This is a genomic window from Photobacterium sp. DNB23_23_1 (assembly GCF_052873815.1).
Genome location: NZ_JBNNXT010000060.1, coordinates 1 through 26010, shown reverse-complemented (window position 1 = coordinate 26010; position 26010 = coordinate 1). Strand labels below are relative to the sequence as shown.

Sequence of the window (26010 nt, the reverse complement as noted above, 5' to 3'; positions counted from 1 at the left end):
CCCAACTAGAAATCAACTAGTTGGGATTATCGCCTAACTGCAGGATCGTTCAAGTTAGCTTAAACGATCGGCATTAAACACAAGGTTGGCTTTTTTTTGTTCGGTGTCGTTGGCTATGGACTCGAGCAATAGCAATAAACTGTATATTATCCATACTTATATGGTTGTTTATTAAGCACTTAGCGTGCTCATTAGTGATCTGTGTCACGCGCTGAGAATCAACACTTCTTTTCCCCGCCAGTTGTGCCAATATAGCAACTGTTCGATGCACATCACCTTTGGCTCTAAGCCAAAAACCAATAAGCGGGCATCGTATAATGGCTATTACCTCAGCCTTCCAAGCTGATGATGCGGGTTCGATTCCCGCTGCCCGCTCCAAGTCTCCTGTCTCGTAATACCCAATCTATCTATTTGAAAAAAAGCGCTTAATAGCGTGTTTTGCTGTGTCTGGCGATTAGAATTACAGTTGAGCTACAAGCCAATTGATACAGTTGGGGACCACAAAGGGACCAAGGTGGGGACCACATTGGATTTATTGGCAAGTAGAAAGATGCATTTCACTTTGCGAAATAACATCAGCTCAATATAACTATTTCTAATGGCTGAACCTGGTTACGTACATCAATCTTCGGTTTGTTCGTCATCAATCACTTCGAGTAAGTCACCAACCTGACAATCTAGATAACGGCATAGCTTTTCTAAAGTATCAAAATCGATTCGGTTATTTGTTTCATGATAGAGGCGAGTAACAGTATTTCGGTTAATGCCAGCATCTCTAACAATATCAGCAATCTTGAGTCTTTTGGCTCCCATAATGGCTGAAAGGTGGCACTTAATCATTTTCTATTTCCGCAACATATTGATATCCAGAGTATAACTTAGGATCAGTGCCAGGATCTAGCTGCTTTCAAGGGCTAATTGTTACCTTGCCAGACTTTAAATGTACCTATATAGGTACAAAAAGTGCTTGACGAGCGTGCTCATGAGGTCAATAATAACCCTCAAGAGGTACAATAAGATACTTTGGAGGTTTTATGGGCTTTACCTATCTAACAACCGCAGAACTATCCGCGGCCATCAAATATGACAAGAGGGTCATACGTGAGCAGCTAAAGGATTCTGTTCTGTTTGAAGGTATTCATTACATTCGTCCATTTGGTGGCCGGAAAATTCTTTTCATCTGGGAGCGCGTTGAAGAAGAGATGTTGAATGGTGTGACAACGTATTCTCTGACAAATGGAAATTGAGAGGTGAAATATGGGAAGCATCAATGTCAAAAACAATAGGTTGTATCTGGATTTTCGATATAAAGGGCAACGGTGTCGTGAGTATACCCAGCTGATTGACAACAGCAGTAATCGACGCCGACTCGGACAGTTACTAAAAAATATTGAAGCAGAGATCACCCTTGGCACTTTCGACTACGCCAAATATTTTCCGAAAAGTAAAAAAGTCGAAAAGTTTGCTGTACTTGCTGAACGTAAGCGCAAAGCAAAGGCATATTTTGAGTCACCAGATGCCCCAAGGCTGAATGAATTTGCAGAGATCTGGTTATCTGAAAAGCAAATTGAGTGGCGAAAAGGCCATTATGAGGATGTTGACGGTATTCTTAGGAAGTACATTATACCTATGTTCGGCAGTAAGAAGATCAGCGTCATCACCAAGCAACAAATCTTAAGCTTTCGATCTACACTCGCCAAAGTCCCAGGTCGAAAGGGGAAGGTACTTAGTCCATCTCGCATCAATCATATCATGACGCCATTAAGGATGATGCTAAACGAAGCCGCTGAACGTTATGAGTTTACTTCGCCTTGGAAGAATATAAAAGCGTTAAAGGTTGGCCGCACTGAAGTTGATCCTTTCAATTTACAGGAAGTGGAGCTGGTGATTCAAAGTGCAACAGTTAATTTCAAGGCCTATTACATCACTCGCTTCTTTACCGGATTAAGGACCAGTGAGATTGATGGTTTGATGTGGAAAGACGTCGATCTGAAGAACAAAACTATCATGGTCAATCAGAGTTTGGTTCGTGGTGAATTATCGGATCTCAAGACAGAGGGCTCTTACCGTGTCGTAATGCTGCCAGATAGGGTAGTGGAGGCATTAGCCGAACATAAGAAAACTTCAGTTCTCAAATACAAGTACGTCTTTACTAATGCCAAACATCAGCCTCTTAACTATCAAGTGGTTTCTCGTTCGATTTGGTATCCCATACTTCGCAAAGCTGGGCTACGGCCAAGGAACCCCTATCAGACTCGCCACACTTACGCGACGTTATTGTTGGCATCGGGAGAGTCTCCTGAATGGATAGCAAACCAGATGGGGCATACCACAACAACAATGCTGTTTCGCGTTTACTCAAGGTATGTACCAAACCTTACTCGTCGAGATGGTAGCGCATTTGAACGGTTTCTCCAGCAAGGAGGTGACGTATGAACTATTCAGTTTTGGCAGTCCACTGTGCCAGTTTATGCCTTGATATTGTTCAGAATCCTACGTTTAACGATCTGAAGCATGAAGATATAAACGCTATGTACCGAGATGTGTACTTACTGATTCGAGAAAGGACATCCCTCTTGCCTGAGAAGCATGATAGGGAGAAGCTCTTTCTTTGTAATGTTACCAATGGGGTTATAAGTGTCTTGCATCAATGCCAGCGGTATCCAGAAGCTAGAGATGTTAATTGGGTATTGCCTGCACTGTCGTTAAGGATAGAGAACTCAAGAACTCCTGCTTAATCTTTCCATGATATGACGTGCCAGCAACAATTGCTGACACGTTATTATGCCCTTTCTTTGTTAGCGAAAATGAACTATTCACAAGACCTCGTCACCATTTAGGTTAACTTTTCTAATAACTGTTCTGATCTCACGCCTAAAGCTATCTTATTTATCTCATATCCTAGACGATAAAGGATTTGTCAAAGTGAATAAGCAATTGGAAGTCATCGGGCTAAACAACCGTACGTGTTAGGCGATGTAGCTGATGTGGGTGAGTCAAAGCTAGGTTGCCTTGCTCAAAAACAAGGTAAGTACGTCGCAAAGTCGATAACCCAAAAGCTCAAGAGCAAGAAGGTAAAGGATATAAATGCAATCAGTTAATCGCGCTCATCCCAACAGGGCAGAAAAGCGGCGTTGATGAACTCACTTTTGCTGTGTCGACATTTAAACCGCTCGTAAACATGAAGTAAGAGCTCTATTTATAAGGAAAGTGTACACTGCATTTGGGGCTTTTATTACCACATAGTCATTACCTTGTAGATTCTAAATATAACCTTAGTGCAAATCTTATATTAAGTCCTTAATAAAAAATCACGAAAAACAATATTTTTCGAGGAGAGTTTGGGGTGTCCTTAGTGTGCTGCGCAGGCCAAACTAGACAACCAAATAAATTCAGTTTCATTGAGATACTTCAGTTAATTTTATTTCTATCGAATTAATTAAATACTCTATCGCATTTTTTTCAGAGGCGTGTTTTCCCTGACTAGGGACTAACTCAGAAATGTTCCCAAAATTGTTTATAGTCAAAACTCATTCACAGCTTGTTCTTTTGGAACAAAGGAGCCATTTTCCCAAGACTCTAAGACTAATGCTTGGCGGAAAACAATAATTTTAGCCTGCTTTGCGACAGAGATGACGCATTGTGCTACATTGTTTAATATTAATGTAGCAAATGCTTCATAGCCGAGTTGTATGATCTGCTTCATTCATTAATATGGTAAAGAGGTAAATAGCGTGAAAATGAGACTCAAGCAGTCGTTATTGTGTATGTCTATAGCAATGGTCATTACTGGCTGCAACAGTAGTTCATCGAAAGATGAAGTTAAAGATTATGAAATCAGTTATCCTGATCAATGCTCGCAATTTGTAACATCAGTTAAAATTGAAGGAGAGCAAGATTACGGTAATACCTACACAGATATAAAGTGGGCTCAAAATGCTCTTTACGGTGATGGAGCGTATATACCAAGTGACGGCTGGTATGCTGATGGTGAAGCATCTCCAATATCAGATAGTCCAATACGGTTCGATTCGCAAGGTTATATAAATTTCAGCGATGTGTATTTTAGTGAAGCAGGTAATTTTCGCTTATTATTGAGAGCTTCTTCTCCATGGGGCGTAAAACCTCAAAATGTAAAAGTTAGGAACCAAAGTAACGGTGACTACATTTATGATGGAACTGTTGACTTATGGCAAACATTAGATAGACCTGTACATTTCACGGATTATGAAATTTTACTCCAAGTTGAAGAAAGCGGTTATTACGAAGTCGAAATAAGTGCAAATCATGGTTACTCCTTTTTCGATGTGCTGAAGATTCCTGATCAGAAGTCTATTTTAAACTCTAAGCTTGGGAGTCAAGTGTCAACATTTACTCATGAGGCACCGCAGGACTTCAAGTCTAATATACAGTTTAACTACAATCGGGTTGTAGGATTTGAACTTAATGGAACTCCAGTCCCAGCTGCGTTAAGTGAAACCTGTGAACAAGTTATAATTAGTTCAGATCATTTTACAGGATTAAGTGAGGGACAGCACGAAATCAAGGCAATCTTCGATGAGGGGGCCGATGGTCATGTCATTTTGCAAGTCAAAGACAGTATAATTACACCTAATGATGGAATATATTACGCAGCGGAACAAGCGGTTGGTGATGGCGCCGTCGTTTTGGTGGATCATGCTGCTGATCAAAAAGACAACTTATACGTAAACATCGCTAGTTCAGGCTATATTACTTATACTGTAAAAGTTGAAGAGGATGGCCTGTATCGAATGGATAACAGGTATCGTTCGCCTAATGGAGTAAAGTGGCAGCACTTTCATATTAACGGAGAAAATGTTAGGCCGAGCATAAGTGTAAGTCAGACACAAGGTGAAGAATGGGGAACGGAGTACTATGATATTCCATTGAAAGCCGGTATTAATGATATTTCATTTATTTATCAGATTGGTGATACAGATTTTGATTGGATAAAAATATCTGAGGAAAAAAGTGATACACCAGCGGTACTCCATAACCCAGAACAGAGTTATTATCAGTCTAATATTGGCTCTAATCACCAAAATATGCGCTTTGCAATTAGTCCATCAAATCATGAGCTGCTAGATGTTGAAGTGTTCAATGAAGATAGCGGTCAGAAAGTTGATATCCCTTATGAAATAATCCCACTAGATTTGATGGTTGAAACCCATGAGATTGTTAACGTTATTAACGGATCTTTTTGGGTCGAGTTTAGCGCTCAAGACTTAGATGAAATTTCAGCGGGTGACTATAAGTTTGTTTTCAATTTTGAATCAGGTAATGACTTGTCAAGTCAAGTATCAGTCTATGATAGTGAATATATTCCTGAATCAGTTATGACGATTGTTCATTTTTCTGTTAATCATGGGCAGTCTTCCCTTATTGTTACCCCGGAAGGGAAAAATATTCTGAATGACTTAGGTAAGCCAGAAGAAACAAAGAATAATGTCATTCCATTCCTAAATGCTAATAATATTCAAGTTGATGAATTATGGATATCTCATGATCATGATGACCATGTTGGTGCTATTGATTACTTCAAGGAAGTATATCCTCAAGCCTTAATCAAAGAAGCTGCGCCTTTGAGTGCTGATGGGCATTCTAATATTCCGAATGATGGTTGTACTCCTGGTGACCCATCATATGACTTCAGAACTGAACTAAGTGGAAGAGTTGTTCATGGTTTAGAATGGTTGATTATGAATCAAAATGGGGATCATTGTGTAAATGATTATTTAGACGATAACCCTAATGCTCTTGCATATATATTTACTTATCATGGTATAGAAAATGGGGCATTGAATGGTAAAACTTTCCGATTCAATCAGCAGTCAGATGTTTATCATGATCAACAACTACGTTTTCTCAAGGATTATGGTTTAGAGGGTGTCGAATCGAATATCTTCCAGTCGAACCATCACTTTCATGGCTCTACTGATCAAGAGTATGTTGAAAAATCAAATGCTGATTACATCTTTGTAACCGCTTCGCCAGAGGTTTATGGACGTGCTCCATTCACCACAACTGTTCGAGATGCTGTTCAAACAATACAGGCCACGAACCCTAACTACAAAGCAATGCATGAAACATATCAGGTTGGTCATAGTATTGTTCATGTATTAGAAGATGCTTCATATCGTGTTGAAACTGTATACATGCGAGAAAACTATGGTCAAGATTTTGTCTCAGAAATGAAAGTTGAAAACTTGAGACATTTACATTAATGATCATCAATGATGCCCCTGACGTTAGGACTGCTTATCACCCATACAATTAGGGGGCATCAAACTGGTAATGCCGCACTTCCGTATACAGATTGCTAGCATGATATTTCGCTAGCAGTTATTTCGATATGGGGCAAAGATGTGTAGGCAGAATCTTGCTTAACTTAAGTTCAGCGGTCAAACTCCGCTGCAGCTTTTTGTTCGGCACATATAAACCAGCAAGCACTTGGATTTATGGGTAAAAGTTGTTAATTAACCTGAGTTAGGGATAAAAATAGAAGGGAACTAAATGCTGGTTCCACGATCAGATCTTTCGACCAAGAAGAACTATCGTAAAAAGGAACCAGCAATGCGCAAGTTAGTGGACTTGTTTTTGTCATGTCGATGATTGTTGTCAGGCTTTTCTACCTCAGTGGCAAAAGCTTCAATTAGAAGTGGGGAACGCAAGAGAAATCGGAAAGGGCGAATGTCAGAAAGTGAAATAATGACTATTATTATTGCCTTTCATATGTCTCATCAACGTGATTTCAATAACTTCTATCTTGGTATCACTCACCGCTATTACAAAAGTGATTTCCCAGTCTTGTTGAGCTACACCCGCTTTCTTTAAGTCATGCCATCAGTACTTATTCCGCTTAGTTCTTTCTTCACGCATGTAAAAGGTGAGCCTACAGGGATTGAGTTCATTGATTCCACAAGCATTAAAGTCTGCCACAATTTACGCATACCAAGGCATAAGGTTTTCAAAGGAGCTGCCGTAGCAAGGGGGGAAGGAACAATGGGGTGGTTTTACGGACTTAAGCTTCACATCATCACTAATCATCTTGGTGATATCGTTGCAGCCAAACTCACCACCGCGAATACTGATGATAGAAAGCCAGTTCGAGAGCTATCAAAAGGCCTACTCGATAAACTCTATGCTAATAAGGGCTATGATCAGCAAAGCATTTACCGCCGATTTAAAAAGAGGATGGGAGCACTCTTATTACGACTCACCGTAAAAACATGAAACCCAAAGTACTTGCTGCTTGGGATAGAGCAATGTTATCAAAAAGGTTCATTATCGAGACCATCAATGACCAACTGAATAACATTTCTCAGATAGAGCATTATCGCCACCGTGAGCCTACACGGCTTCATGCTTAACTTACTTGGCGGGTTAATCGCCTACTGTCTGAAACCAGAAAAACCATCGCTCAACATCACAAAGACAGAAAAATCAGGAGTGATGGCGATGGCTTAAACCGATATGAGGTTAATTTAAATTTGCTAATTCTTCTTGAAAATACAGTGCCGGCTATACTGACCATTACAGAACGAGCTTTTATTTCCCCTCTATTTTCATCCTGAGGCCAGGTTACTTACACTACCATCTGTTGTTTGTATACTTAGCAAGTTTTGATTAGCTAACCGAGCTTTATCCGCATTCCCAGCCATTATCGCTTCATAAATATCACGATGATAGTTATGGCATGTTCCATTATTTGTAGATGAATAGTGAATGTAGTTCTTAAGTAGTACCTTGTGTATATTGCCAAATGGTAAGTAGAAATCATTGTTTGTAGCGATAAAAATGAATCGATGGAATTGCATGTCGACTACAGCCCATTCATCTGGTGTGTTGTTTCTGTTAATTTGACATAATTTCTGGAAGATCTCTGAAAGTTCTATACGCTGTTCAGCCGTCGCATTTATAGCTGCTAATGCGGACGCTTCAGGCTCAACAGCTTGACGTAGGTAGCTAAAGTGCTGATAGAGGGTATCTGTCTCTTGGTATGTTTTTATCCAAGTAAGTAATTGTGGATCGAGGAAGTTCCAGTAACGCCTGTTTACTACCTTGGTGCCTACTTTAGGCTTCGATTTCAAAAGCCCTTTGGCTGTCAGCAATTTAATAGCTTCACGTAAAGCTGTGCGACTTATACCAAACTGCTCGCAAAGTATCTTTTCGCCAGGTATTGTGCCTTCTTGTTGGAACTTTCCAGATAAGATAGAACACGCAATCTCTTGGGCAATAGTAGTATGTAGGTTCTGTTTGCAGCTTAGCTTTAAAGTTTTTTTATAGGACATGAAGAACCTTGCTTTGTCGCTATTTTTTGCGCCTGTCACTTAGTACAGGCGCATGTTGGTATTAATGGTTTTTAGCGCTTAAAACTGATGAACGAATCAAGTACCCGAGTTCGTCCCATTTGCCTTGGGCAATAAGGGATTTATCGATCATCCAAGAACCACCACAACAGACCACGCTTGGGTGGGTAAGGTAGCTGTGGAGATTTTCTGGGTTCACTCCTCCGGTTGGCATGAATTTCAGTTCTTTGTAAGGCGCCGCGATAGCATTGAGGGTTTTTATGCCGCCGTTGGCTTCGGCAGGGAAAAACTTCAGGGTGTTCAAGGCAAAGTTCATTGCCTGCTCCATCTCACCGGGTGTTGCGACACCGGGAATAATATCAATGTTGTTCTCGACACAGTACTTCACGGTTTCCGGGTTGAAACCCGGGGAAACCACCATGTGCGCGCCCGCGTCGATAGCCTGCTGCGCTTGCTTTGGCGAGGTCACTGTGCCAGCAATAACCAGTAAGTTCGGATATTGGTAGCTCATTATTCGTATTGCATCCAATGCGACTGGGCTACGTAGGGTAACTTCGGCAATCGGCAAGCCATTATCAACCAGTGCCTTGGCAAGTGGAGCTGCGTCTTCCAGTCGGTCGATTTGGATAACCGGGACGACTTTTATCTCTTCGAGGAGCTGCCGTGCGTTTTTCATGCTATTTTACCTCTGAGATGAAGGCCTCTACCTGTACTTGGGTTGGGATCGGAGCTACGGCGCCATAGCCTGTGGTGGTAAGTGCTGCCGCAGAGTTGGCGTAAAATAGAGCATCTTCCAAAGACTTGTCTTTAACGACTTGGCTAAGGAATGCACCTGAGAAACAGTCCCCAGCACCTGTTGCGTCAACAGTGTTTACTTTGTGTCCTCCCGTGGTGAAACGGCGATCAGGGGTTGCGACCATAGCACCGTCTGCACCCATTTTAAGGATTACATTCTTTGCTCCTAGGTTCAGGTAGAAGTCGGCAACAGCGTTGGCATCTTCAAGCCCTGTAAGCATACGGGCTTCATCAAGGCTTGGCATACAGAAATCAACCAAGCGGGCGGTTTCGTGGATCACTGCGCGAGCTCGTGATAGTGGCCATAACTTCAGGCGAAGGTTAGTATCGAATGAAACAAGAGTATTGTTTTCTCTGGCAATTTCTATTGCTTTGAAAACAGCATCGCTGGAACTGTCGCTGATCGCATGGGTGATTGCCGAAGTGTGGAGTAGTTTTGCCTGCGCAATAGCTTGCTCCGGTAGTTTCTCCGGGTTGACCAATGATGCCGCCGAACCTTTGCGGTAAAAGGTAAAGTGATGGCCACGCTTGTCGTGACTGATGAAGTAGATTCCCGTTGGGGCATCGGAGTGGCGCTCAACCCATTGGGTATCTACACCTTCTTGTTGCCATAAATCAACGAATTGATCACCGAAAACATCATTACCGAGGTGTGCGAGCATGGCAACTTTGGCACCCTGTCGTGAGGCACTGACTGCGAAGTTAGAAGTGTCGCCACCGAAGCCACTTAGGTAAGAAATAGGACCTTGCTGATCCGGTAGTTGGCTGAACTCAAAAAGTGGTTCACCGAAAGAAAGAATGTCGATGCTCATAAAGTTTTTCCTTGTTCAGAGGCGGCTTGCGCCGCCTGTGATTGATACTGGTTGTGAATTAGATGCGGCCGTATTTCGCTAGGCCTTCACGGAGTGAACCCGATTGAATAATTAGACGTGCTTGCTCCAGTTCGCGGTCGTCGATTGACTTTGCAACTTCCAGTACGTCCAATACCTTGTTTTTCGGTACACATACCACGCCGTCGATATCACCGATGATCAAGTCGCCCGGATAGATAGTGACTTCGCCGATGGTCACAGGTTTGTTGGAGCTAACTGTCTTAAAGCGGCCCAGTGTGGTACCAGGTGAAACTGTTTTTGCGTAAACAGGGAAATCGTAGTCGCGGCGGATTTCAGCCAGGTCACGTAAACCACCGTTCAATACTGCACCTTCATGTTTGTTGGCTACGGCGCCAGCCGTCATCAGGCCACCCCATACCGCAACAGTTTCTAGAGCAGCACAGCCAGATATAACGATTACCGAACCTTCTTCTGATTCGTCGATAGCATCCAGTGCGTGCTGCGGAGGAAGGCTCTCTTCAGTAATGTCTTCAAGAATGGTTATTGCAGGGCCAACGATTTTCTTTTCGTTGATACGGTTTTTGATCTCGAATGGAAGGAACGTCGTCTCGCCAATGATCTGATCACAGGCATCTGCGATAGAAGCGGTTGAGAAAATTGCACGGTAACCTTCGATGATATCTTTGCTAAACATAGTTTTTTCCTGTGTGAATAAAGTATGAAATATTGAAATTAATTAACGGTTAACCCAGTTTTGTGGAGCCTGTCCGTCGAAGACGCGAAGGACTTCTTTGGCACCTTTGTGTTGGAGTTCAATGACGGATTCTTCGGTGAACCACGCGGTGTGGTCGGTACAGATCGCATTTGGCAGCGACAACAGTGGGTGGTCGTGGGCAACAGGTTCTTGTTCGAATACATCGATACCTGCGGCAAAAATCTGGTTTTCTTTTAATGCGTGGTATAGGGCGGTTTCATCTACTAAACCGCCGCGCCCGGTATTTACCAGGATGGCGCTTGGCTTCATGGTTGCCAGAACGTCAGCATTGATCATGTGGTGGGTATGCTGGTTTAGTGGTGCATGCAGAGAGATGAAATCTGCTTCCTGGCATAGGGTATCTAAGTTCACGCTGGCAACACCTGCTTCTTTAGCTAGTTCCGGTGTCAGTGCTGGATCTGAAACCAAAACAGATTTGAAGCCAAGGCCCGATGCTTTTTCGGCAAAGCTGCGTGCAATACGGCCGAACCCTACAACGCCTAGTACTTTGCCTCCTAAGCGGAACATTGGTTCGCTTTGTCCCATTCCCCATTTTCCTTGGCGGACGTCGGCATCGCGGGTTGGGATTCGGCGTGTTGCAGCCAGCATGAGAGCGACGGCATGCTCAGCCACATCTTCTGAACCGTAGTCCGGCACATTCGCGACATAAATCCCCTTCGCTTTTGCAGCCTCTAAGTCAATGTTATCGACACCAACACCATAGCGGACGATGATTTTACATTTCGCCATCACCTCAATCATTTCGGCACCAACCAGCGCTTCGCGGACCATCACGGCATCTGCATCTTCAACTTCTTTCATCACTACGGCTTTGTCAGTACCGATAGGTAATGCGGTGAAGCGTGCGTTATGGTTTTTTAGTACTTGTTCTTCTTCTTGGTAGTGCAGGTATCCAGGCTCTATCACAACGACCTTTTTCATGATCTCATCCTTAAATCTGACATGTTAGTTTGGTTGTATTTTTGTTTATTTTTTGCCGTGAAGACAATGGTAATGTTCATTAAATGTGACTCAAGGCGTAAAGTTGGTGTGTTTTTGAACGTTGCGGGTAATTTGAGAGCGAGATCGCTTGCTAGTTTGCAGGGCTGGTTTAACAATGGGGTTGAAACTAAAATGTCACAAGGATAGAAAAAATGAGAAAGAATACCATCTGTATTACCCTCTCTATGGCACTGGCAGGATTAAGTGCTCAAGTATTTGCTGAAACCACTATTCGTGTTGGCCATGGTGGGGCAGATACCTACCACATGCATGTCGCGTGGATGAAATTTAAAGAAATCGTGGAACAGGAATCAAATAATGATATTACTGTTGATATTTATCCCAATGGTCAGGTTGGTGGCGATCGTGAATTAACCGAAGCAGTACAATCGGGAATTGTAGATATGACATCACCAGTGGTTGAAGTCATGGCTGGTTGGGATCCTGCTTTTACCGTACCAGGTTTACCTTATGTATTTGCAAGTCGTGAAAAAGCACTGGAAGCACTTTATGGAGAGTTTGGACAGAAATTACTAAGGAAAATGGATGACTTTGGCATTAAAGGCCTTGGTTGGATGGAAAACGGTATCAGGCATATTACTAGCAACAAAGAAGTGTTGACGCCAGATGATTTACGTGGTCTCAAAATGCGAACCATGCAGGTTGAAGCTCATATGGACGCCTTTAAGGCAATGGGGGCTAATCCAACTCCAATGTCTTTCAATGAGGTGTATTCGGCATTACAGCAAGGTGTTGTTGATGCTCAGGAAAACCCATTAGGGCATATTTATTCATCTCGCCATTACGAAGTTCAAAGTAATCTGACATTGTCAGGTCATGTGTATTCGACCCATATGGTGCTGGCGAATCCAGATTTTTATTACAACCTCTCTGATAACGACCGAACCTTGGTGGAGTCGGCATTAGCCAGGGCAATTGATCATCAACAAGAAGTTATTGCTGCAGAAGAGCAAGTACAATTGGCTGCCATGGAGGCTGCGGGGGTAAAAATTACACAATTAACACCTGATCAGGTCAGTGCGTTTCAAAAAGTCACAGCACCTATTCGCGAAAAGTACCTAAAGATAGTTGATTCTGAGCTGATTAATAGTTTACCTCAGTAATGTTATATGGCTTGGCAACGGTTAGTTGCCAAGTCTGGAGAATAGATATGAAATGGTTGAGAGTAATCAACGCAAACCTTGAAGCGTGGCTAATTAATTTTTTATTAGCAAACATTGTCTTCTGGGTTTTTTTACAGGTGGTGATGCGTTACATATTTAGTAACTCTATCCCTTGGAGTGAAGAATTGGTTCGATGGTGTTTTATTTGGTTCATTTGGATTGGGGTGAGCTACGGCTTTAAAACCCAAAAACACGTTTCTGTGACAGCATTGGTGAATATTTTGCCGCAGACATTGCAGCGGGTGATCAGTCTGTTTGTCAATATAGTCGTCCTTTGGTGCATGGTTAAATTATTCATCTATGGCTGGGAGCAAATTATGAGCCCGATCATCGCCCGCCAGTCATCGATTGTGCTGTATTGGCCGCTGACAGAAACCCGGGTCAGTATGCAATGGCTTTACGCTTCGCTGCCGGCTGGAGCATTGCTGAGTGCCTTCCGCTTGGCACAAAACCTTATTGAGGATATCCGCGGTATGTTCATCGACAAACAACAATCAACTAAACCGCAATCAGATAAAACAATGCCGACTAGTCAAATGCAGCAGCAGGGAGGAGATTAATATGGTTTCAGCTACCTTATTCGGGGTCTTCTTACTGTTGGTTTTACTTGGTGCACCTGTAGCTATTTGTTTAGGGGTATCTTCATTGATCGTACTGGAGTATCTACCTGGGACACCCAATATTACCTTACTGGCTAAAAGTGCTGTGATGGGAGGTAACTCATTTCCGTTGGTTGCAATTCCTTTGTTTGTCTTAGCTGGCGAAGTGATGCAACGTGGGGGGCTATCATCCCGTATCGTTGGCGCTGCATACAGCCTAGTTGGTCATTTCAAGGCCGGGTTGGCTTATGTGAATGTACTCGCAAGCATGTTTTTTGCTGCAATATCAGGATCTTCTCCAGCCACTGTAGCCGCAATTGGTTCCAATATGATTCCAGAAATGGAACGAGTTGGCTATAAACGACCATTTTCAGCTGCATTGACTGCCGCGGCAGGGATCACTGGTGTTATGATTCCACCATCCATACCTTTAATTATTTATGGTGTGACCGCAAACCAGTCTATAGGTACATTATTTTTAGCTGGAATTGTTCCGGGTTTGATGTTTGGCCTGGGTTATATGTTGGTCGCTAGGATGACGATAAAAAATAACTTATTGCCAGCTAGCCGAGTTTCTCAGAAAATGACTCAAGCTATTGAAGGTAAACCGAAAGTTGATGGCTGGCGGCAGCATTCTATTTGGGCATTAATCGTTCCAGTTATCATTTTAGGGGGAATTTACGGGGGGGTGTTTACTCCGACAGAAGCCGCTGGTGTGGCAGTTGTTTATGCAATGTTAGTAAGTCTGCTTATCTATCGTGATTTGAAAATATCTGATTTAGGAAGTGTATTTTTAAAATCAGGCCTTACTTCAGCAACGGTACTGGTGATGGTAGTGATGGCTACGTCGTTTGGCCGATTGCTGACATTGGAGCGGGTACCAATGGATGTTGCTAATTTCATTACAACTATCTCCGATAACCCATTATTGGTTCTATTACTTATCAACATTATGCTATTGATTATCGGCATGTTTATGGAAACCATAGCTTCAATTATTATTTTGACACCAATATTATTGCCAATAGTACAAAGCATGGGAGTTGATCCTATACATTTTGGTGTAATCATGACGGTGAACTTGGCGATTGGTTTTTGTACTCCGCCTCTGGGGGCTAACTTGTTTATTGCAACAGGAGTAGCCAATGTTAGTTTGGAAAAGTTAGTCGCGTCTATATTACCGTTTCTTGTGGCAATGATAGTGATGTTAATGATGGTCACTTTTATCCCGCAACTATCACTATTCCTACCATCGATCCTCTTATAACCTACTGATTGCTAATTGGAGTACAGAGGAGCTAACTGGTATAGTAGCGTAGATCTCAATTTCGGGCAGCGGAGGTTGCCCGTATCATTGATAGTGAGCGTTTATGAAACAAGATTTATTGAAAGACATCATATATCGTCGAATCAGGGACATGATTGTGGTTGGTACACTACCGATGGGCATGAAGATATCGGAAACTGTGCTCGCGAATCGTTTGAATGCGACCAAAGCACCGATCCGAGACGCAATTAAACGTTTGCAAAGTGAAGGTCTGGTTCAAGTCAAACCGAAAAGTGGTACTTTTGTGTTTAACTTTACGGCTGAAGAGTTCCATGAGTTGCTTGAGTTTCGATATCACATTGAATCCCAGAGCTTGAAGCTGTCATTCCAGAAGAACCCTAAGCAACTGATCCAGGAGATGTGCTTCATCCTTGATAAGATGGAACTGTGCATTAATTCTGGAAGTGCCCACGAGTATTTGAACCTTGATAACGAGTATCACCAAATCATGATTTCATTCTGTGATAATCGTTACTTCCAAGAATCTTATGATTTGATCTCGGCTCGTATGGCGACAGTTCGTAATTATCTTGGTAACAGCGAGTCACATATGCAGCGCTCGTTTGCACAGCATAAAGAGATCATCGAGTCGCTGAAGAATAAAGATATTGAACATGCCCAGCAGCAGTTACTCTGCCATATCCTTCCGGAGCACGGCGCCTTTTGGGATATGAAGAATATTATGGCTAGCAAATGACAGGCTTTGTTGCGTAAATCGAAATTAAGCCGAACGGATTTAGGACTTGTTTGGGCGAATCAGCTCTTGTTGCTTGAGGCATGGCAAGGCTCAACTGCTTATTTAAAGCTCGTACAGCAGCATAGCTTCATCTACTTGAGCATCATAATCTCGTAGATTCAGGCTTGAACCAAGAAGACGTTTATACCTTTTCAGATATCGACCGAGATTGATAGCCCAACGTTTTCTTTCAGTGCTCCTTGCTACCATGAATGCGTTGGCAAGCAACGACTTGATCTCTTTAGTTCCCGTCTTCCCAGTATGCTGTACCACTTCTTGGGGGGATGAGAGGCCTTGCTTGTTTATGTTTAATCGCTTGATAACATAGACGTGTATCTTAAGCGCCATCACCTTCACCGTAAGCGCATTATAACCCCAGCATTTTAATCGCTCAGCTCGAATAATATGATCAACTCTCCATGATATGAGTATCGCCTAAAAACGATGCACCACCCAAGAATGGCAGACTCTTATCGAGCGCTATGAGACCAGCAAAATCACTCAACGCGCCGCTTGCGATCAGAACGGAATGAGTTTATCAACGTTTGTTGCAAAACGGCGCCAATTTCAAGCTGTAACTCAGTCTGCTCCACTAGGTTTGTCAGAGCCGAGGTCGTCGAAAAGACAACAAAATATCGGGCTGCCCAGGTACCAACGGCCAACATGGTCTGAATCAGCGCTACCCTAAGAAAATTTGTCTGGAAATTTATACAGAATAGTTATTTCCTGTTAGAGTTAACTTGCTACATGGTGCAATATAGATGTAGTATATGCTACTTAGTGGCGGAGTGATAATTTCAAATTTGTGACCAAATATGCAACATTTTAAATATTATAGAAAGTCATTTATAGCTTGACGGCTAAAAGGATGACGTCTTGGTCCATCATTGGTAGATGATAAATGAATGATCAATATAGGTTAGTGTTACTCTTAAATTACATATAAAGTTAAATGGTCGCTGCTCACCGTTTTAAGTTGAAAGTCGGTAAGAAGACTGCGTGGGCACGGTTACGCATAATGCCGAAGTATTAATTTATAGTATGACTTGACTTATAGCTTGGCACTAAAATCAGGGTTTCCAAGACCCACAACTAGTTCTATGTTGGCGTCTTCATATATTTTTCTATTGAGTGGCATTTTATCTGTAACAAGAGTATCGATTTTTTCCGAAGATATATAGCAGGCTAATGAAGCTTTATCTAGCTTTGAATAATCACACAAAACTACTACTTGCTCAGCTTGGTTTACAACTATTTTTTTTGATTCTGCTAAATTCATATCCGATGAGAATGCTCCAGTTTCAGCTTTGAAACCACTAGCGCTCATAAACGCAATATCAATTGATAACTTATGAATCATAGCTTCCATACCAATATGATAAGTACAGTGTTTCCCTTTGTTAAGGCTTCCTCCAAGAACGATTGTGTTTACTAGTGGTGAGTTTTCGAGCGATAGGGCGACTTTTAGATCATTGGTTATCACTGTAATGTCATTTAAACTCGGTAACTGTCGAGCCAGTTGGTATGTTGTTGTACCACTGTCAATGAATATAGTTTGGCCTGAATGTATCAGTTTTGAACTAGCGAGACCTATAATGGATTTTCGGTGTTCATCACCAGGCCTGATGAATGCTTGATGACTGTGGCTTTGTGGTTCTTTGTACAGAGCACCACCATGAGTTTTAGTTATAAGTCCACGAGAATGCAGACTTTTAAGATCGGCACGAATTGTAGGAGTCGTGACGGAAAACCGATTGCTAAGCTCTTGAACTGATACCTTTCCAAGCTCTTTCAATAGGGAAATAATTCTCTGTTGCCTTTCTTCTGCGTACATAGTTTGTTTTTATCGCCTAGTTCTAAAAGGTTAATACCATGCTTCCGGTTCTTGGTGCTATTTGTCTATGAATAAGAAACTGAATTCGTGATCTAGTTCGCACCAAAATGACTAAAGTGGACGTCCATGAGCTTATCTTTATTGAACAGCAGTGATGTTAATAATACTAAAATGATGCACAAAAGAAAATTACAATGTCATTGTTTCTGTGTTTTTTGTTAACTTACCAATTAAATTCAATTACTTACACGAAGAACATTATTTATGAGCGCTTCATCACAAAAGAAAATAAAAGAAAATAATGATCACATAAATGAAAGAGTTCTATTGATGAAACCTCTAATCTTGCGCAGTATTTGTCCCATCAAATGGGAAACATAAAAGATAAGGAAATAAAATGATTAAAATTTTTCTGTGCTGTTCTGCAGGAATGTCCACTTCGATGGTCGTAAGCAAGATGCGTTCTGCCGCCGAGAGTAAAGGTGTTGACGTCGATATTATGGCCTATTCAATTTCTGAGTTTGAAGACGTTTTACCTCAATATGATGTTTGCATGGTAGCCCCTCAAGTACGTTTTAAGTTTGTTGATTTCAAAGCTCGTTGTGATGAGTCGAACAAAGTATGTGGGCAAATAGAAATGATGCATTATGGCATGCTCAACGGCGAAGCAATTTTAGATCAAGCTCTCGCTCTCTATGAATCAAAGTAGTGGGAGATAAGTGATGTCTTTGAAAGATAAGTTTTTCCATGTTGTGGAAAATGTAATCGCCCCGGTCGCAGGAAAAGTTGGGGCTCAGCGACATGTAATGGCAATTCGTGACGCTTTTATTACAACAATCCCGTTTATTATTGTTGGTTCATTACTGCTGGTTGTTGCTTTCCCTCCTTTTGGTGATGAAGCAACGAATTTTTGGTCGACATTTGCGAACACATATCGAGAGCAAATCATGTACCCATTTAATTATACAATGGGAATGATGACGCTATGGATTGTGGCAGCATTAGGTTATGGGGTTGCTAGAAACTATAAGGCTTTAGACCCATTTCTAGCAGCATTACTATCATTGTCAACATTTATGATGATTTCAGCTCCAGTCACCGATGGTAAGCTGGAAATGCAGTTCATGGCTGGTGAAGGTATCTTTACAGCAATGTTGGTAGGTATATTTGTTCCTGAAATGATGTGGTTCTTGAAGCGAAAAAATATTGGCTTCAAGCTCCCTCCGCAGGTTCCGGAAAAGATCAGACAGTCATTTGATCTTTTGATCCCAGTAGTTCTGGTGATAGTGACAATCTATCCGCTGAATCTTATCGTACTTGATAACACAGGTATGATCATACCAGCAGCTATCATGGCTATGTTCGAACCATTTGTTTCTGCTTCCGACAGTCTTTACGCAGTTCTATTGGTTTCACTTATGGCACAGGTGCTTTGGTGGGCTGGCGTGCATGGGTCCGCAATTACAAACGGTATTATCGCTCCTTTTGTACTGTCAAATCTAACGGTCAACCAGACTGCCTTTGCTAATGGTGTTCCGGGAACTGATTTGCCAACTATTTTCGCGCAGCCAATGCTCGATTTCTTTATTCAATTCGGGGGCTCTGGTGCAACATTCGCCTTAGTATTGTTAATGATGCGCTCTACTTCCGCACATTTGAAAACGATCGGCAGAATGTCGGTAGTTCCTGGTTGCTTCAATATCAACGAACCAGTTTCTTTCGGGACGCCAATTGTAATGAACCCAATGTTCTTTATTCCTTGGATTTTGGCCCCTCAAGTCTGCGGCATTATTACTTGGTTCGGTTTCAAGACTGGGTTTGTCCATAAGATTATCGCTATTCCGCCATGGACAGCACCTGCACCGGTTGGTGCTATGTGGTCAACAAACTGGTCCCTAGGTGCATTGGTGATTGTAATGATTAACCTCGTTGTCGCAGGGATAATTTACTACCCGTTCTTTAAAGCATATGAAAAGCAACTAGTAGCTCAGGAATCTCCGAAAAAACAAGACTCAACAGGGCAAGTTGCAACTGCATAATCTAAATTAAAGAGAAAAATATTATGGAAATCACTGAAGAGTTTTTGATGGGTCTACTCTGCCAAGCAGGAGAAGCTCGCTCGTTAACTATGCAAGCAATTTCTCTAGCGAAGAAGGGAAGTTTCGAAGAGGCTGACCAACTACTGGCTAGCTCTGATGAAGCGTTTGCTAATGTTCATAAGTTACAAACGGACCTAATTGGATACGATGAAGGAAGCGGCAAAGTCACTATGACGCTAATCCTCACTCATATCCAAGACCACATTATGACAGGCATGTTATGTAGAGATCTTGCCACAGAAATAATTGAACTACACAAGCGAATTGCCTGAGGAGCGAATTTTGACTATTAAAAAAGTATTTCCGAAGGGATTTTGGTGGGGATCGGCGACATCCGGCCCTCAGTCGGAAGGTGCCGCATTGCAAGACGGCCGCTCAGAGAGTATTTGGGATTTATGGTACCGAGAGCAACCAGATCGTTTCCATAATGAGTTGGGCCCTGAAGATACGTCCACTTTTTACGATAACTATAAAAATGACATCCAGCTAATGCAGGAGCTGAAACATAATAGTTTCAGAACATCTATTCAATGGTCTCGGCTCATTCCTGATGGAGATGGGGAAGTAAATCCTAAAGCGGTCGAGTTCTACGGTAGTGTTATCGATGAACTGCTAGAAAAAGGTATTGAGCCCTTTATTAATCTATATCACTTTGATATGCCAGTTTGCATGCAAGAAAAAGGAGGATGGGAAAACAGATATGTGGTCAACGCGTACGCTAGATTCGCCGAAATCTGTTTTGACTTGTTTGGTGATAGAGTAACCAAATGGTTTACGTTTAATGAACCAATCGTGCCAGTAAAACAGGGCTACTTGTATTCCAACCATTACCCTTTGGTCGTTGACTTTAAGAGGGCGGCTACCGTTGCGCATCATACGATTCTAGCTCATTCACTAGCAGTGAAAGCTTTTCGATCAAAACAAAGATCAGGAGAAATAGGGATTATACTCAATCTAACTCCTGCCTACCCGAGGTCAGATAACGAAGCTGACCGAGAAGCCGCTACAATTGCAGATGCATTTTTCAATCGAGCTTTCTTGGATCCTGTCGTGAAAGGAGAGTATCCGGCTGATCTTGTTAGTTTGCTTGAGAGTCATGACCAGTTACCAAACTGTATGCCCGGTGACCTTGAATTAATTTCTCAGGGGAAAGTAGATTTGCTTGGTGTAAATTATTACGAACCTCGCAGAGTCAAAGCAAAGGAACACATAGTAAATCCTAATTCTCCTTTTATGCCAGAATGGTTTTTCGATTCGTATCTAATGCCAGGCCGAAAGATGAACAAACATCGTGGCTGGGAAATCTACGAAAAAGGTATATATGATATCTTGATCAATCTGAAGGAAAATTATGGAAACATACCATGCTTTATTTCAGAAAATGGTATGGGAGTTGAAGGCGAAGATCGTTTTCTGAAAGACGGCGTGATTGAAGATGATTATAGAATTGAATTCATAAAGGGCCATTTAGACTATGTTCATGCCGCTATCCAATCTGGTTCCAATTGCAAAGGCTATCACCTTTGGACTTTTATTGATTGTTGGTCTTGGATCAACTCTTATAAAAACCGATATGGATTCATTAGCCTTGACGTAGAAACTCAGGAGAGAACAATAAAACGTTCGGGTCGTTGGATTTCAGAAGTAACAGAAAAAAATGGTTATTAATGTCAAGCCGACTTTTTAACTCTGCACAGTGAGATAAATAATATGGAATACAAACAAATTCGAGATATGCAAGTTTCTAGTCTTGGCTTCGGCTGTTGGGCAATGGGTGGGACCTGGAACAATATTCGAGATGATCTTTCGATCTTAACTGTAAAGAAGGCAATTGAAATGGGGATCAATTTCTTCGATACCGCGCCTATCTACGGTAAAGGTCATTCAGAGATTGTTCTAGGAAAAGCTCTAAAAAATGAAAGCAGAGATTCGATATTCATTGCTACGAAGTGCGGATTACCTTGGGATCCAGTCACTCGTAAATCTCGAAAAGACTTGAGTGCTAAGAGCATTAAAGCGGAAGTAGATGACTCTCTACAACGTCTTCAAACAGATTATATCGACTTATATCAAGTTCATTGGCCTGATCCAAATACCTCGATTCAAGAGTCTGCTGAAGCACTTAAAGAATTACAGAAAGAAGGCAAGATCCGCCATGTTGGAGTATCTAACTATTCGATAGATATGATTAACGAAATGACGCCTATTGTTGATGTAGTGTCTATGCAAGGGCTCTATAATTTGATTGAGCAAAACCCAGAGCACTATCATAATATTCCATTGGAGTATCGAGCTAGAGATGAAATGCTACCGTTTTGTGAAAAGAATGGCCTGAGTTATTTGCCATATAGCCCTTTGATGCAAGGGTTGCTAACTGGTAAGTTCAAAGAAAGTAAAAATTTCGACGATAAAGATGATAGAGCGGCCAATCCAAAACTAAATGGAGAGCTTTACTTAAAATACTATCATTGCGCGGAGAAGCTACGAGAGCTCTCAGAGGCATCGGGCACACCACTAAACCATCTAGCGATACGTTGGCTAGTGAATCAAAAAGTGATTGGACCGGTAATTGCTGGGGCCCACACCCCCGATCAAGTAGCAGCCAATGCTACATTCACCAACTCTATTGTTGATGAAAATGTGCTGGTTGAAGCGGAAAGAATTGTCCAAGAGCTTGATCAGTAACAGCTCTTTATTAAGCCTGATTATCATCAGGCTTTTTTTACTAATAATAGATTGATGTGGGGATGAGACATGAAAGGAATCACCTATGACTTCTTAAGTGATAGCTTTGAAGTTAATACTTTGAATCTGCCTTTACTTGAAACTGACTACGACGTTTTGATAAAGGTTCATGCGGTAAGTTTGAACCCAGTTGATGCAAAAATAAACTACTGGTTCGATGGCCAAAAGCATAAAGATAATACCTTTGTTGGAGGTGTAGATATATCAGGAGAAATTGTAGAAAAAGGAAGCCGAGTGGAGAATTGGGAGTTAGGAGAGCGAATAATTTGCCATGGCAACATGTTTAGGCGACAAGGGGGATTTGCAGAATTTTCCGTACAAGATAGCCGGGCTATAGTAAAACATCCGAAAGTTGATTCTATTATTGCGGCATCAATACCATGTGCAGGTTGGACGGCATACAGGTCACTAGCTGACAGGCTGAGAATTTCAGAAAGGAAGAGTATTTTCATCGCCGGCGGTTCAGGCGGTGTTGGCAGTTTCGCTATCCAGATTGCAAAGTTTTATGGGGTTGAAACCATTATCACAACTTGCTCTAAACAGAATCATGATTATGTTCGTGCTCTGGGAGCAACTCATGCCATTGACTATGTAAATAAATCGAAAGAGCAGTTGATTGATGAACTACTGGCAATAGGCGAGGTTGACTTAGCGTTAGATGCTGTTGGCGGTGACTATGATTATATTTCTGCAAATGTTCTTAAGTTTGAAGGGGAAATGATTGAGCTTGTAAAAACTGTGGAGCCTAGAAGTTATGAAACCGCGTTCTCGCGAGGTCTAACTTTTCACCAACTCAGTTTGGGTTCTGGGCATCAGTATGGAATGGATACTTTTCGTCAAGCAGGTGATAAAGTATCTGAACTGATTGAAGCGGGCCATCTTACTGTTCCTAGGCTTGAGGTTGTATCCTTGGAAGATATCCCGATGAAGTTAATAGAAATGAGAAATAAGAAAACGGTTGGAAAAATCGTTGCTAAGTTGTAGTTATGAATTTTCTATGTTTAATATTCCGGTCACTTATTACAAAAAACAGTACTAGACAAAACAATAGCTACTATATGACAGGTTATTTATAATAAATTCTATAGGTCCTGTTGCACTTAGTATGATGAGCGCATGTCAAATACTACTAGCTTTCAATCATAAAAAATCACAAACAAGACTTAGCAGTATGTTGACATCGATTCAATCGAAATATCTTAATTCATAGATAAAAGAGTCTGAGGCCAATTTAATTAGTAGTTAATATGAGACTGAGTGTACACTATTATTAATATGAGCCAAAACGTCTAATGGTCCCATGGTCACTTTGAAGTATTAACTTCAAACTAATTTCATATATGTTATTTTGTTGCTTTGAGTGAATTAATGCAACCTTAACTAGACAAATGTACCATGTAAGAAAAATTGTGATCTAGATCTTTAAGATCTAACATGTCAGAAGGTACAATCGCAGGAACACTCTTTACTGGAGTCATCGTGAAAGGCACTTGTTAAAGAAGTCAACTTGACGTTATTCATATTGACATTATGCGTTCATGTATTTTAGAAAATCGTGTGGAGTATATTTTGGATTTTAATAGTTTACTTGTTAGCTGCTTAGAACTACGGAAGGACGACAGTGTTATCAGTTTCGCTGGCGACTTTCATACTCCACCACCTTTCAGTTCTCAAGTCAATTTTCCAAGGCTAGAATTAGTCTTGGAAGGTATATATGAAAACCGCATAGAAGATGAGAACAAAAGAATCGTCGAGCAAACTTTGAAGGTAGGGGATGCGGTTTATATACCACCAAACTGTTGGAATAAGCCTAAATGGAATAATGTCGGTGCTGTATTAAGTATACTATTTGGTAAACGTCAATTGGGATTTAGCTATGTACGTAAGGAGCAAGGAGAAGAGGGCTTTTCTGAGATACATAAGCACAGTATACAAACCAGAACTGGATTTGCCATTGATAATATTCTCGAGGCTTTAAATGCACTATCTCGAGAAAATAATAAGAAGCTTGTAGATGACCTTTTGGTACGCGCACTAATTCAGTACAGTTCAAATATGTTGCGTAGACCTAGAGGGGATAAGAAAGAGCGCACAGTAGACCTATACCAAGGTATCTGTATATATATACAGGAAAACTATCACAAATCTATTACTCGAGACAGTATAGCTGATAGGTTTAATGTATCAGCAAATCATGTATCAAGGCTATTTAAACAAAAAGGTCACATGACATTGGCCGAATATATTATCTGGGTAAGAATTGATAGAGCTAAGTTCATGCTTAGAAAATACAATTTCAAGTTAGTGGATGTATCGGAACGATGCGGTTTTAAGGATGTTAACTATTTCTGCAGAGTGTTTAAGAAACGCACGGGGAATACACCATCTCAATATCGAAATGGCTTTGTTGCTTAAATCGAAATTAAGCTGAGCGGATTAAGCACTTGTTTGGAGTTAATCAACTCTAGTCATTTGATGCATGGCAAGGCTCGACAGCTTATTTAAAGCTCGAACAGCAGCATAAGCTCTATCGACTTGAGCATCATAATCTCTTAGGCTTAAACTTGAACCAAGAAGACGTTTCATCGCCGTTTCGGATATCGACCGAGAGTGATAGCCTAACGTTTTCTTCCAATGCTCATTGCTACCATGAATGCGTTGGTAAGCAACGGTTTGATTTCTCGGGTGCCCTTCTTCCCAGTATGCAGCACCACTTATTGGTGGTGTGAGTGGCTTTGCTTGTTTACGTTTAATCGCATGATAACATATACGGGTATCGTAAGCACCATCACCTGATATTGACTGGATTAGTAATGTTCATCTTAGTAAGAAGGAAGGTGAATATGAAGAAGCGATTCAACGAACAGCAGATCATTGCTATTCTCAAGGAAGCGGAAGCGGGTTTGCCCGTCAAAGAATTATGCCGCAAGCACAACATTTCCGATGCCACATTCTACCTTTGGCGTAAAAAGTACGCGGGCATGGATGTTTCCGATGCCCGTCGCTTGAAAGCATTGGAAGATGAGAATGCCAAACTGAAGAAGCTCTTGGCGGAATCCATGCTTGATGTTGACGCTTTGAAAGCGGCTCTTAACCAAAAGTATTGACCGTCGGAGACAAGCGCAAGGCTGTGCATGCAATGCAGGAAGTCACCACGATTTCGGAACGTAAAGCCTGTCTGCTCGTCGGTATAAATCGCGCATCGATGAGATACCAACCTCAACCTAAAGAGAGTGATGTGGTTGAGGTTGGCTCGCATACAAGAACTGGCACTCGAGAGAAAACGGTTCGGGTATCGCCGTATTCACCGTCTTCTTAGGCGAGAAGGGACAGAGGTTAACCATAAGCGCGTTTACCGCTTATACTGAGAGGCTGGGCTGGCCGTTCTTAAACGGAAGCGAAGGAAATCATTATGTGTAGGGCGAGAGCCACTTTTACTTCCCTCACTGCCCAACCATACTTGGTCAATGGACTTCGTCATGGATGCACTCAGCTCTGGTCGTAGGATAAAGTGCCTCACTATCGTTGACGACTTCACGAAGGAGTGCCTGGATATTACTGTTGCATCAGGAATTTCTGGGGATGAGAGGTGGTCGTCATACTTGAAGCAATTGCAGCTTTCCGTGGTTACCCTGAGGCCGTTCGAACAGATCAGGGGCCTGAGTTTACGGGTAAGGCTCTCGACTAATGGGCTTATGATCATGGTGTCATTCTGAAGCTGATACAAGCGGGTAAGCCAACCCAGAATGCTTATATCGAAAGCTTTAACGGC

23 protein-coding genes, 1 tRNA gene and 3 pseudogenes are annotated in these 26010 nt (G+C 41.8%); 18 read left to right on the top strand and 9 right to left on the bottom strand.

The window, feature by feature from the left end:
- The first annotated feature begins 303 nt into the window (after positions 1–303).
- Positions 304–378: transfer RNA gene (locus tag ACVA53_RS23555), tRNA-Gly, on the top strand.
- A 243-nt stretch (positions 379–621) separates the two neighbouring features.
- Here the strand turns inward: ACVA53_RS23555 and ACVA53_RS23550 are convergent.
- Positions 622–840, bottom strand: coding sequence for a helix-turn-helix domain-containing protein (locus tag ACVA53_RS23550; protein WP_255045270.1), 219 nt, complete (start codon positions 838–840; stop codon positions 622–624).
- A 194-nt stretch (positions 841–1034) separates the two neighbouring features.
- Between ACVA53_RS23550 and ACVA53_RS23545 the strand changes: the two genes are divergently transcribed.
- The 4 genes and pseudogenes from ACVA53_RS23545 (at position 1035) to ACVA53_RS23530 (ending at position 7488) form a co-directional block, all read left to right on the top strand.
- A complete protein-coding gene (locus ACVA53_RS23545; RefSeq protein ID WP_187463286.1) occupies positions 1035–1247 on the top strand; it encodes a hypothetical protein in 213 nt (70 codons plus the stop codon).
- A gap of 10 nt (positions 1248–1257) precedes the next feature.
- Positions 1258–2436 (top strand): Arm DNA-binding domain-containing protein, encoded by a 1179-nt coding sequence (locus ACVA53_RS23540; RefSeq protein WP_446506452.1) that lies wholly within the window; start codon positions 1258–1260, stop codon positions 2434–2436.
- 1331 nt (positions 2437–3767) lie between these two features.
- Complete coding sequence (locus ACVA53_RS23535) at positions 3768–6245, top strand: MBL fold metallo-hydrolase (RefSeq protein WP_446506451.1); 2478 nt, start codon at positions 3768–3770, stop codon at positions 6243–6245.
- Positions 6246–6594: 349 nt separating this feature from the next.
- A pseudogene (locus ACVA53_RS23530) lies at positions 6595–7488 on the top strand (IS982 family transposase).
- A gap of 98 nt (positions 7489–7586) precedes the next feature.
- On the opposite strand, the gene ACVA53_RS23525 reads toward ACVA53_RS23530, so the two are convergent.
- From ACVA53_RS23525 to ACVA53_RS23505, 5 genes are all read right to left on the bottom strand, one after another.
- On the bottom strand, positions 7587–8312 hold the full coding sequence (locus tag ACVA53_RS23525; protein WP_446506450.1) for a FadR/GntR family transcriptional regulator: 726 nt from the start codon (positions 8310–8312) through the stop codon (positions 7587–7589).
- A gap of 61 nt (positions 8313–8373) precedes the next feature.
- Positions 8374–9006, bottom strand: a complete 633-nt coding sequence (locus ACVA53_RS23520; RefSeq protein WP_446506449.1) for a bifunctional 4-hydroxy-2-oxoglutarate aldolase/2-dehydro-3-deoxy-phosphogluconate aldolase — start codon at positions 9004–9006, stop codon at positions 8374–8376.
- A 1-nt stretch (position 9007) separates the two neighbouring features.
- Positions 9008–9937: a sugar kinase gene (locus ACVA53_RS23515; protein WP_446506448.1), complete on the bottom strand. Its 930-nt coding sequence runs from the start codon at positions 9935–9937 to the stop codon at positions 9008–9010.
- A gap of 58 nt (positions 9938–9995) precedes the next feature.
- A complete protein-coding gene (locus ACVA53_RS23510; RefSeq protein ID WP_446506447.1) occupies positions 9996–10652 on the bottom strand; it encodes an RraA family protein in 657 nt (218 codons plus the stop codon).
- 42 nt (positions 10653–10694) lie between these two features.
- Entirely contained in the window at positions 10695–11654 is a 960-nt protein-coding gene (locus ACVA53_RS23505) for a C-terminal binding protein (RefSeq protein WP_446506446.1), read from the bottom strand.
- Positions 11655–11866: 212 nt separating this feature from the next.
- On the opposite strand from ACVA53_RS23505, the gene ACVA53_RS23500 reads away from it, so the two are divergent.
- The 4 genes from ACVA53_RS23500 to ACVA53_RS23485 all read left to right on the top strand — a co-directional run bounded on the left by ACVA53_RS23500 (position 11867) and on the right by ACVA53_RS23485 (position 15521).
- Positions 11867–12838, top strand: coding sequence for a TRAP transporter substrate-binding protein (locus tag ACVA53_RS23500; RefSeq protein ID WP_446506445.1), 972 nt, complete (start codon positions 11867–11869; stop codon positions 12836–12838).
- Positions 12839–12885: 47 nt separating this feature from the next.
- Positions 12886–13458: a TRAP transporter small permease gene (locus ACVA53_RS23495; RefSeq protein ID WP_446506444.1), complete on the top strand. Its 573-nt coding sequence runs from the start codon at positions 12886–12888 to the stop codon at positions 13456–13458.
- Position 13459: 1 nt separating this feature from the next.
- The gene (locus tag ACVA53_RS23490) at positions 13460–14764 is read left to right on the top strand and encodes a TRAP transporter large permease (RefSeq protein WP_446506443.1); all 1305 of its coding nucleotides are present in this window, start codon (positions 13460–13462) and stop codon (positions 14762–14764) included.
- A gap of 103 nt (positions 14765–14867) precedes the next feature.
- Complete coding sequence (locus ACVA53_RS23485) at positions 14868–15521, top strand: GntR family transcriptional regulator (RefSeq protein ID WP_446506442.1); 654 nt, start codon at positions 14868–14870, stop codon at positions 15519–15521.
- A gap of 102 nt (positions 15522–15623) precedes the next feature.
- Here the strand turns inward: ACVA53_RS23485 and ACVA53_RS23480 are convergent, their stop codons facing one another.
- Positions 15624–15908, bottom strand: coding sequence for a hypothetical protein (locus ACVA53_RS23480; protein ID WP_446506441.1), 285 nt, complete (start codon positions 15906–15908; stop codon positions 15624–15626).
- A 124-nt stretch (positions 15909–16032) separates the two neighbouring features.
- Here ACVA53_RS23480 and ACVA53_RS23475 point away from each other — a divergent pair, with 124 nt between their 5' ends.
- Positions 16033–16248 (top strand): hypothetical protein, encoded by a 216-nt coding sequence (locus ACVA53_RS23475; RefSeq protein WP_446506453.1) that lies wholly within the window; start codon positions 16033–16035, stop codon positions 16246–16248.
- Between the two features lie 363 nt (positions 16249–16611).
- Here ACVA53_RS23475 and ACVA53_RS23470 read toward each other — a convergent pair whose 3' ends face one another.
- Complete coding sequence (locus ACVA53_RS23470) at positions 16612–17394, bottom strand: DeoR/GlpR family DNA-binding transcription regulator (protein WP_446506440.1); 783 nt, start codon at positions 17392–17394, stop codon at positions 16612–16614.
- Positions 17395–17791: 397 nt separating this feature from the next.
- Here ACVA53_RS23470 and ACVA53_RS23465 point away from each other — a divergent pair, with 397 nt between their 5' ends.
- The 7 genes from ACVA53_RS23465 (at position 17792) to ACVA53_RS23435 (ending at position 24653) form a co-directional block, all read left to right on the top strand.
- The gene (locus ACVA53_RS23465) at positions 17792–18103 is read left to right on the top strand and encodes a PTS sugar transporter subunit IIB (RefSeq protein WP_446506439.1); all 312 of its coding nucleotides are present in this window, start codon (positions 17792–17794) and stop codon (positions 18101–18103) included.
- 13 nt (positions 18104–18116) lie between these two features.
- Complete coding sequence (locus tag ACVA53_RS23460; RefSeq protein WP_446506438.1) at positions 18117–19433, top strand: PTS sugar transporter subunit IIC; 1317 nt, start codon at positions 18117–18119, stop codon at positions 19431–19433.
- Between the two features lie 23 nt (positions 19434–19456).
- A complete protein-coding gene (locus tag ACVA53_RS23455; RefSeq protein WP_446506437.1) occupies positions 19457–19765 on the top strand; it encodes a PTS lactose/cellobiose transporter subunit IIA in 309 nt (102 codons plus the stop codon).
- A 10-nt stretch (positions 19766–19775) separates the two neighbouring features.
- Positions 19776–21161: a glycoside hydrolase family 1 protein gene (locus ACVA53_RS23450; protein WP_446506436.1), complete on the top strand. Its 1386-nt coding sequence runs from the start codon at positions 19776–19778 to the stop codon at positions 21159–21161.
- A 42-nt stretch (positions 21162–21203) separates the two neighbouring features.
- Positions 21204–22178 carry an aldo/keto reductase gene (locus tag ACVA53_RS23445; RefSeq protein ID WP_446506435.1) on the top strand — a complete coding sequence of 325 codons (975 nt, stop codon included), beginning with the start codon at positions 21204–21206 and terminating at the stop codon, positions 22176–22178.
- Positions 22179–22247: 69 nt separating this feature from the next.
- Positions 22248–23222: a zinc-binding dehydrogenase gene (locus tag ACVA53_RS23440; protein ID WP_446506434.1), complete on the top strand. Its 975-nt coding sequence runs from the start codon at positions 22248–22250 to the stop codon at positions 23220–23222.
- Positions 23223–23768: 546 nt separating this feature from the next.
- Positions 23769–24653, top strand: a complete 885-nt coding sequence (locus ACVA53_RS23435; protein WP_446506433.1) for an AraC family transcriptional regulator — start codon at positions 23769–23771, stop codon at positions 24651–24653.
- A 39-nt stretch (positions 24654–24692) separates the two neighbouring features.
- Here ACVA53_RS23435 and ACVA53_RS23430 read toward each other — a convergent pair.
- Positions 24693–25046: pseudogene (locus tag ACVA53_RS23430) on the bottom strand (IS5/IS1182 family transposase); the annotation flags it as partial.
- 35 nt (positions 25047–25081) lie between these two features.
- On the opposite strand from ACVA53_RS23430, the pseudogene ACVA53_RS23425 reads away from it, so the two are divergent.
- Positions 25082–26010 (top strand): annotated as a pseudogene (locus ACVA53_RS23425) (IS3 family transposase); the annotation flags it as partial.

What these genes read in the sequence shown, in the direction of transcription:
- ACVA53_RS23485 (WP_446506442.1), top strand. Translation starts at nt 14,868, where the DNA reads ATGAAACAAGATTTATTGAAAGACATCATATATCGTCGAATCAGGGAC.
- ACVA53_RS23495 (WP_446506444.1), top strand. Translation starts at nt 12,886, where the DNA reads ATGAAATGGTTGAGAGTAATCAACGCAAACCTTGAAGCGTGGCTAATT.
- ACVA53_RS23550 (WP_255045270.1), bottom strand. Translation starts at nt 840, where the DNA reads ATGATTAAGTGCCACCTTTCAGCCATTATGGGAGCCAAAAGACTCAAG.
- ACVA53_RS23510 (WP_446506447.1), bottom strand. Translation starts at nt 10,652, where the DNA reads ATGTTTAGCAAAGATATCATCGAAGGTTACCGTGCAATTTTCTCAACC.
- ACVA53_RS23525 (WP_446506450.1), bottom strand. Translation starts at nt 8,312, where the DNA reads ATGTCCTATAAAAAAACTTTAAAGCTAAGCTGCAAACAGAACCTACAT.
- ACVA53_RS23455 (WP_446506437.1), top strand. Translation starts at nt 19,457, where the DNA reads ATGGAAATCACTGAAGAGTTTTTGATGGGTCTACTCTGCCAAGCAGGA.
- ACVA53_RS23480 (WP_446506441.1), bottom strand. Translation starts at nt 15,908, where the DNA reads ATGGCGCTTAAGATACACGTCTATGTTATCAAGCGATTAAACATAAAC.
- ACVA53_RS23515 (WP_446506448.1), bottom strand. Translation starts at nt 9,937, where the DNA reads ATGAGCATCGACATTCTTTCTTTCGGTGAACCACTTTTTGAGTTCAGC.
- ACVA53_RS23545 (WP_187463286.1), top strand. Translation starts at nt 1,035, where the DNA reads ATGGGCTTTACCTATCTAACAACCGCAGAACTATCCGCGGCCATCAAA.
- ACVA53_RS23540 (WP_446506452.1), top strand. Translation starts at nt 1,258, where the DNA reads ATGGGAAGCATCAATGTCAAAAACAATAGGTTGTATCTGGATTTTCGA.
- ACVA53_RS23500 (WP_446506445.1), top strand. Translation starts at nt 11,867, where the DNA reads ATGAGAAAGAATACCATCTGTATTACCCTCTCTATGGCACTGGCAGGA.
- ACVA53_RS23445 (WP_446506435.1), top strand. Translation starts at nt 21,204, where the DNA reads ATGGAATACAAACAAATTCGAGATATGCAAGTTTCTAGTCTTGGCTTC.
- ACVA53_RS23490 (WP_446506443.1), top strand. Translation starts at nt 13,460, where the DNA reads ATGGTTTCAGCTACCTTATTCGGGGTCTTCTTACTGTTGGTTTTACTT.
- ACVA53_RS23440 (WP_446506434.1), top strand. Translation starts at nt 22,248, where the DNA reads ATGAAAGGAATCACCTATGACTTCTTAAGTGATAGCTTTGAAGTTAAT.
- ACVA53_RS23520 (WP_446506449.1), bottom strand. Translation starts at nt 9,006, where the DNA reads ATGAAAAACGCACGGCAGCTCCTCGAAGAGATAAAAGTCGTCCCGGTT.
- ACVA53_RS23505 (WP_446506446.1), bottom strand. Translation starts at nt 11,654, where the DNA reads ATGAAAAAGGTCGTTGTGATAGAGCCTGGATACCTGCACTACCAAGAA.
- ACVA53_RS23435 (WP_446506433.1), top strand. Translation starts at nt 23,769, where the DNA reads ATGCGTTCATGTATTTTAGAAAATCGTGTGGAGTATATTTTGGATTTT.
- ACVA53_RS23465 (WP_446506439.1), top strand. Translation starts at nt 17,792, where the DNA reads ATGATTAAAATTTTTCTGTGCTGTTCTGCAGGAATGTCCACTTCGATG.
- ACVA53_RS23470 (WP_446506440.1), bottom strand. Translation starts at nt 17,394, where the DNA reads ATGTACGCAGAAGAAAGGCAACAGAGAATTATTTCCCTATTGAAAGAG.
- ACVA53_RS23535 (WP_446506451.1), top strand. Translation starts at nt 3,768, where the DNA reads ATGTCTATAGCAATGGTCATTACTGGCTGCAACAGTAGTTCATCGAAA.
- ACVA53_RS23460 (WP_446506438.1), top strand. Translation starts at nt 18,117, where the DNA reads ATGTCTTTGAAAGATAAGTTTTTCCATGTTGTGGAAAATGTAATCGCC.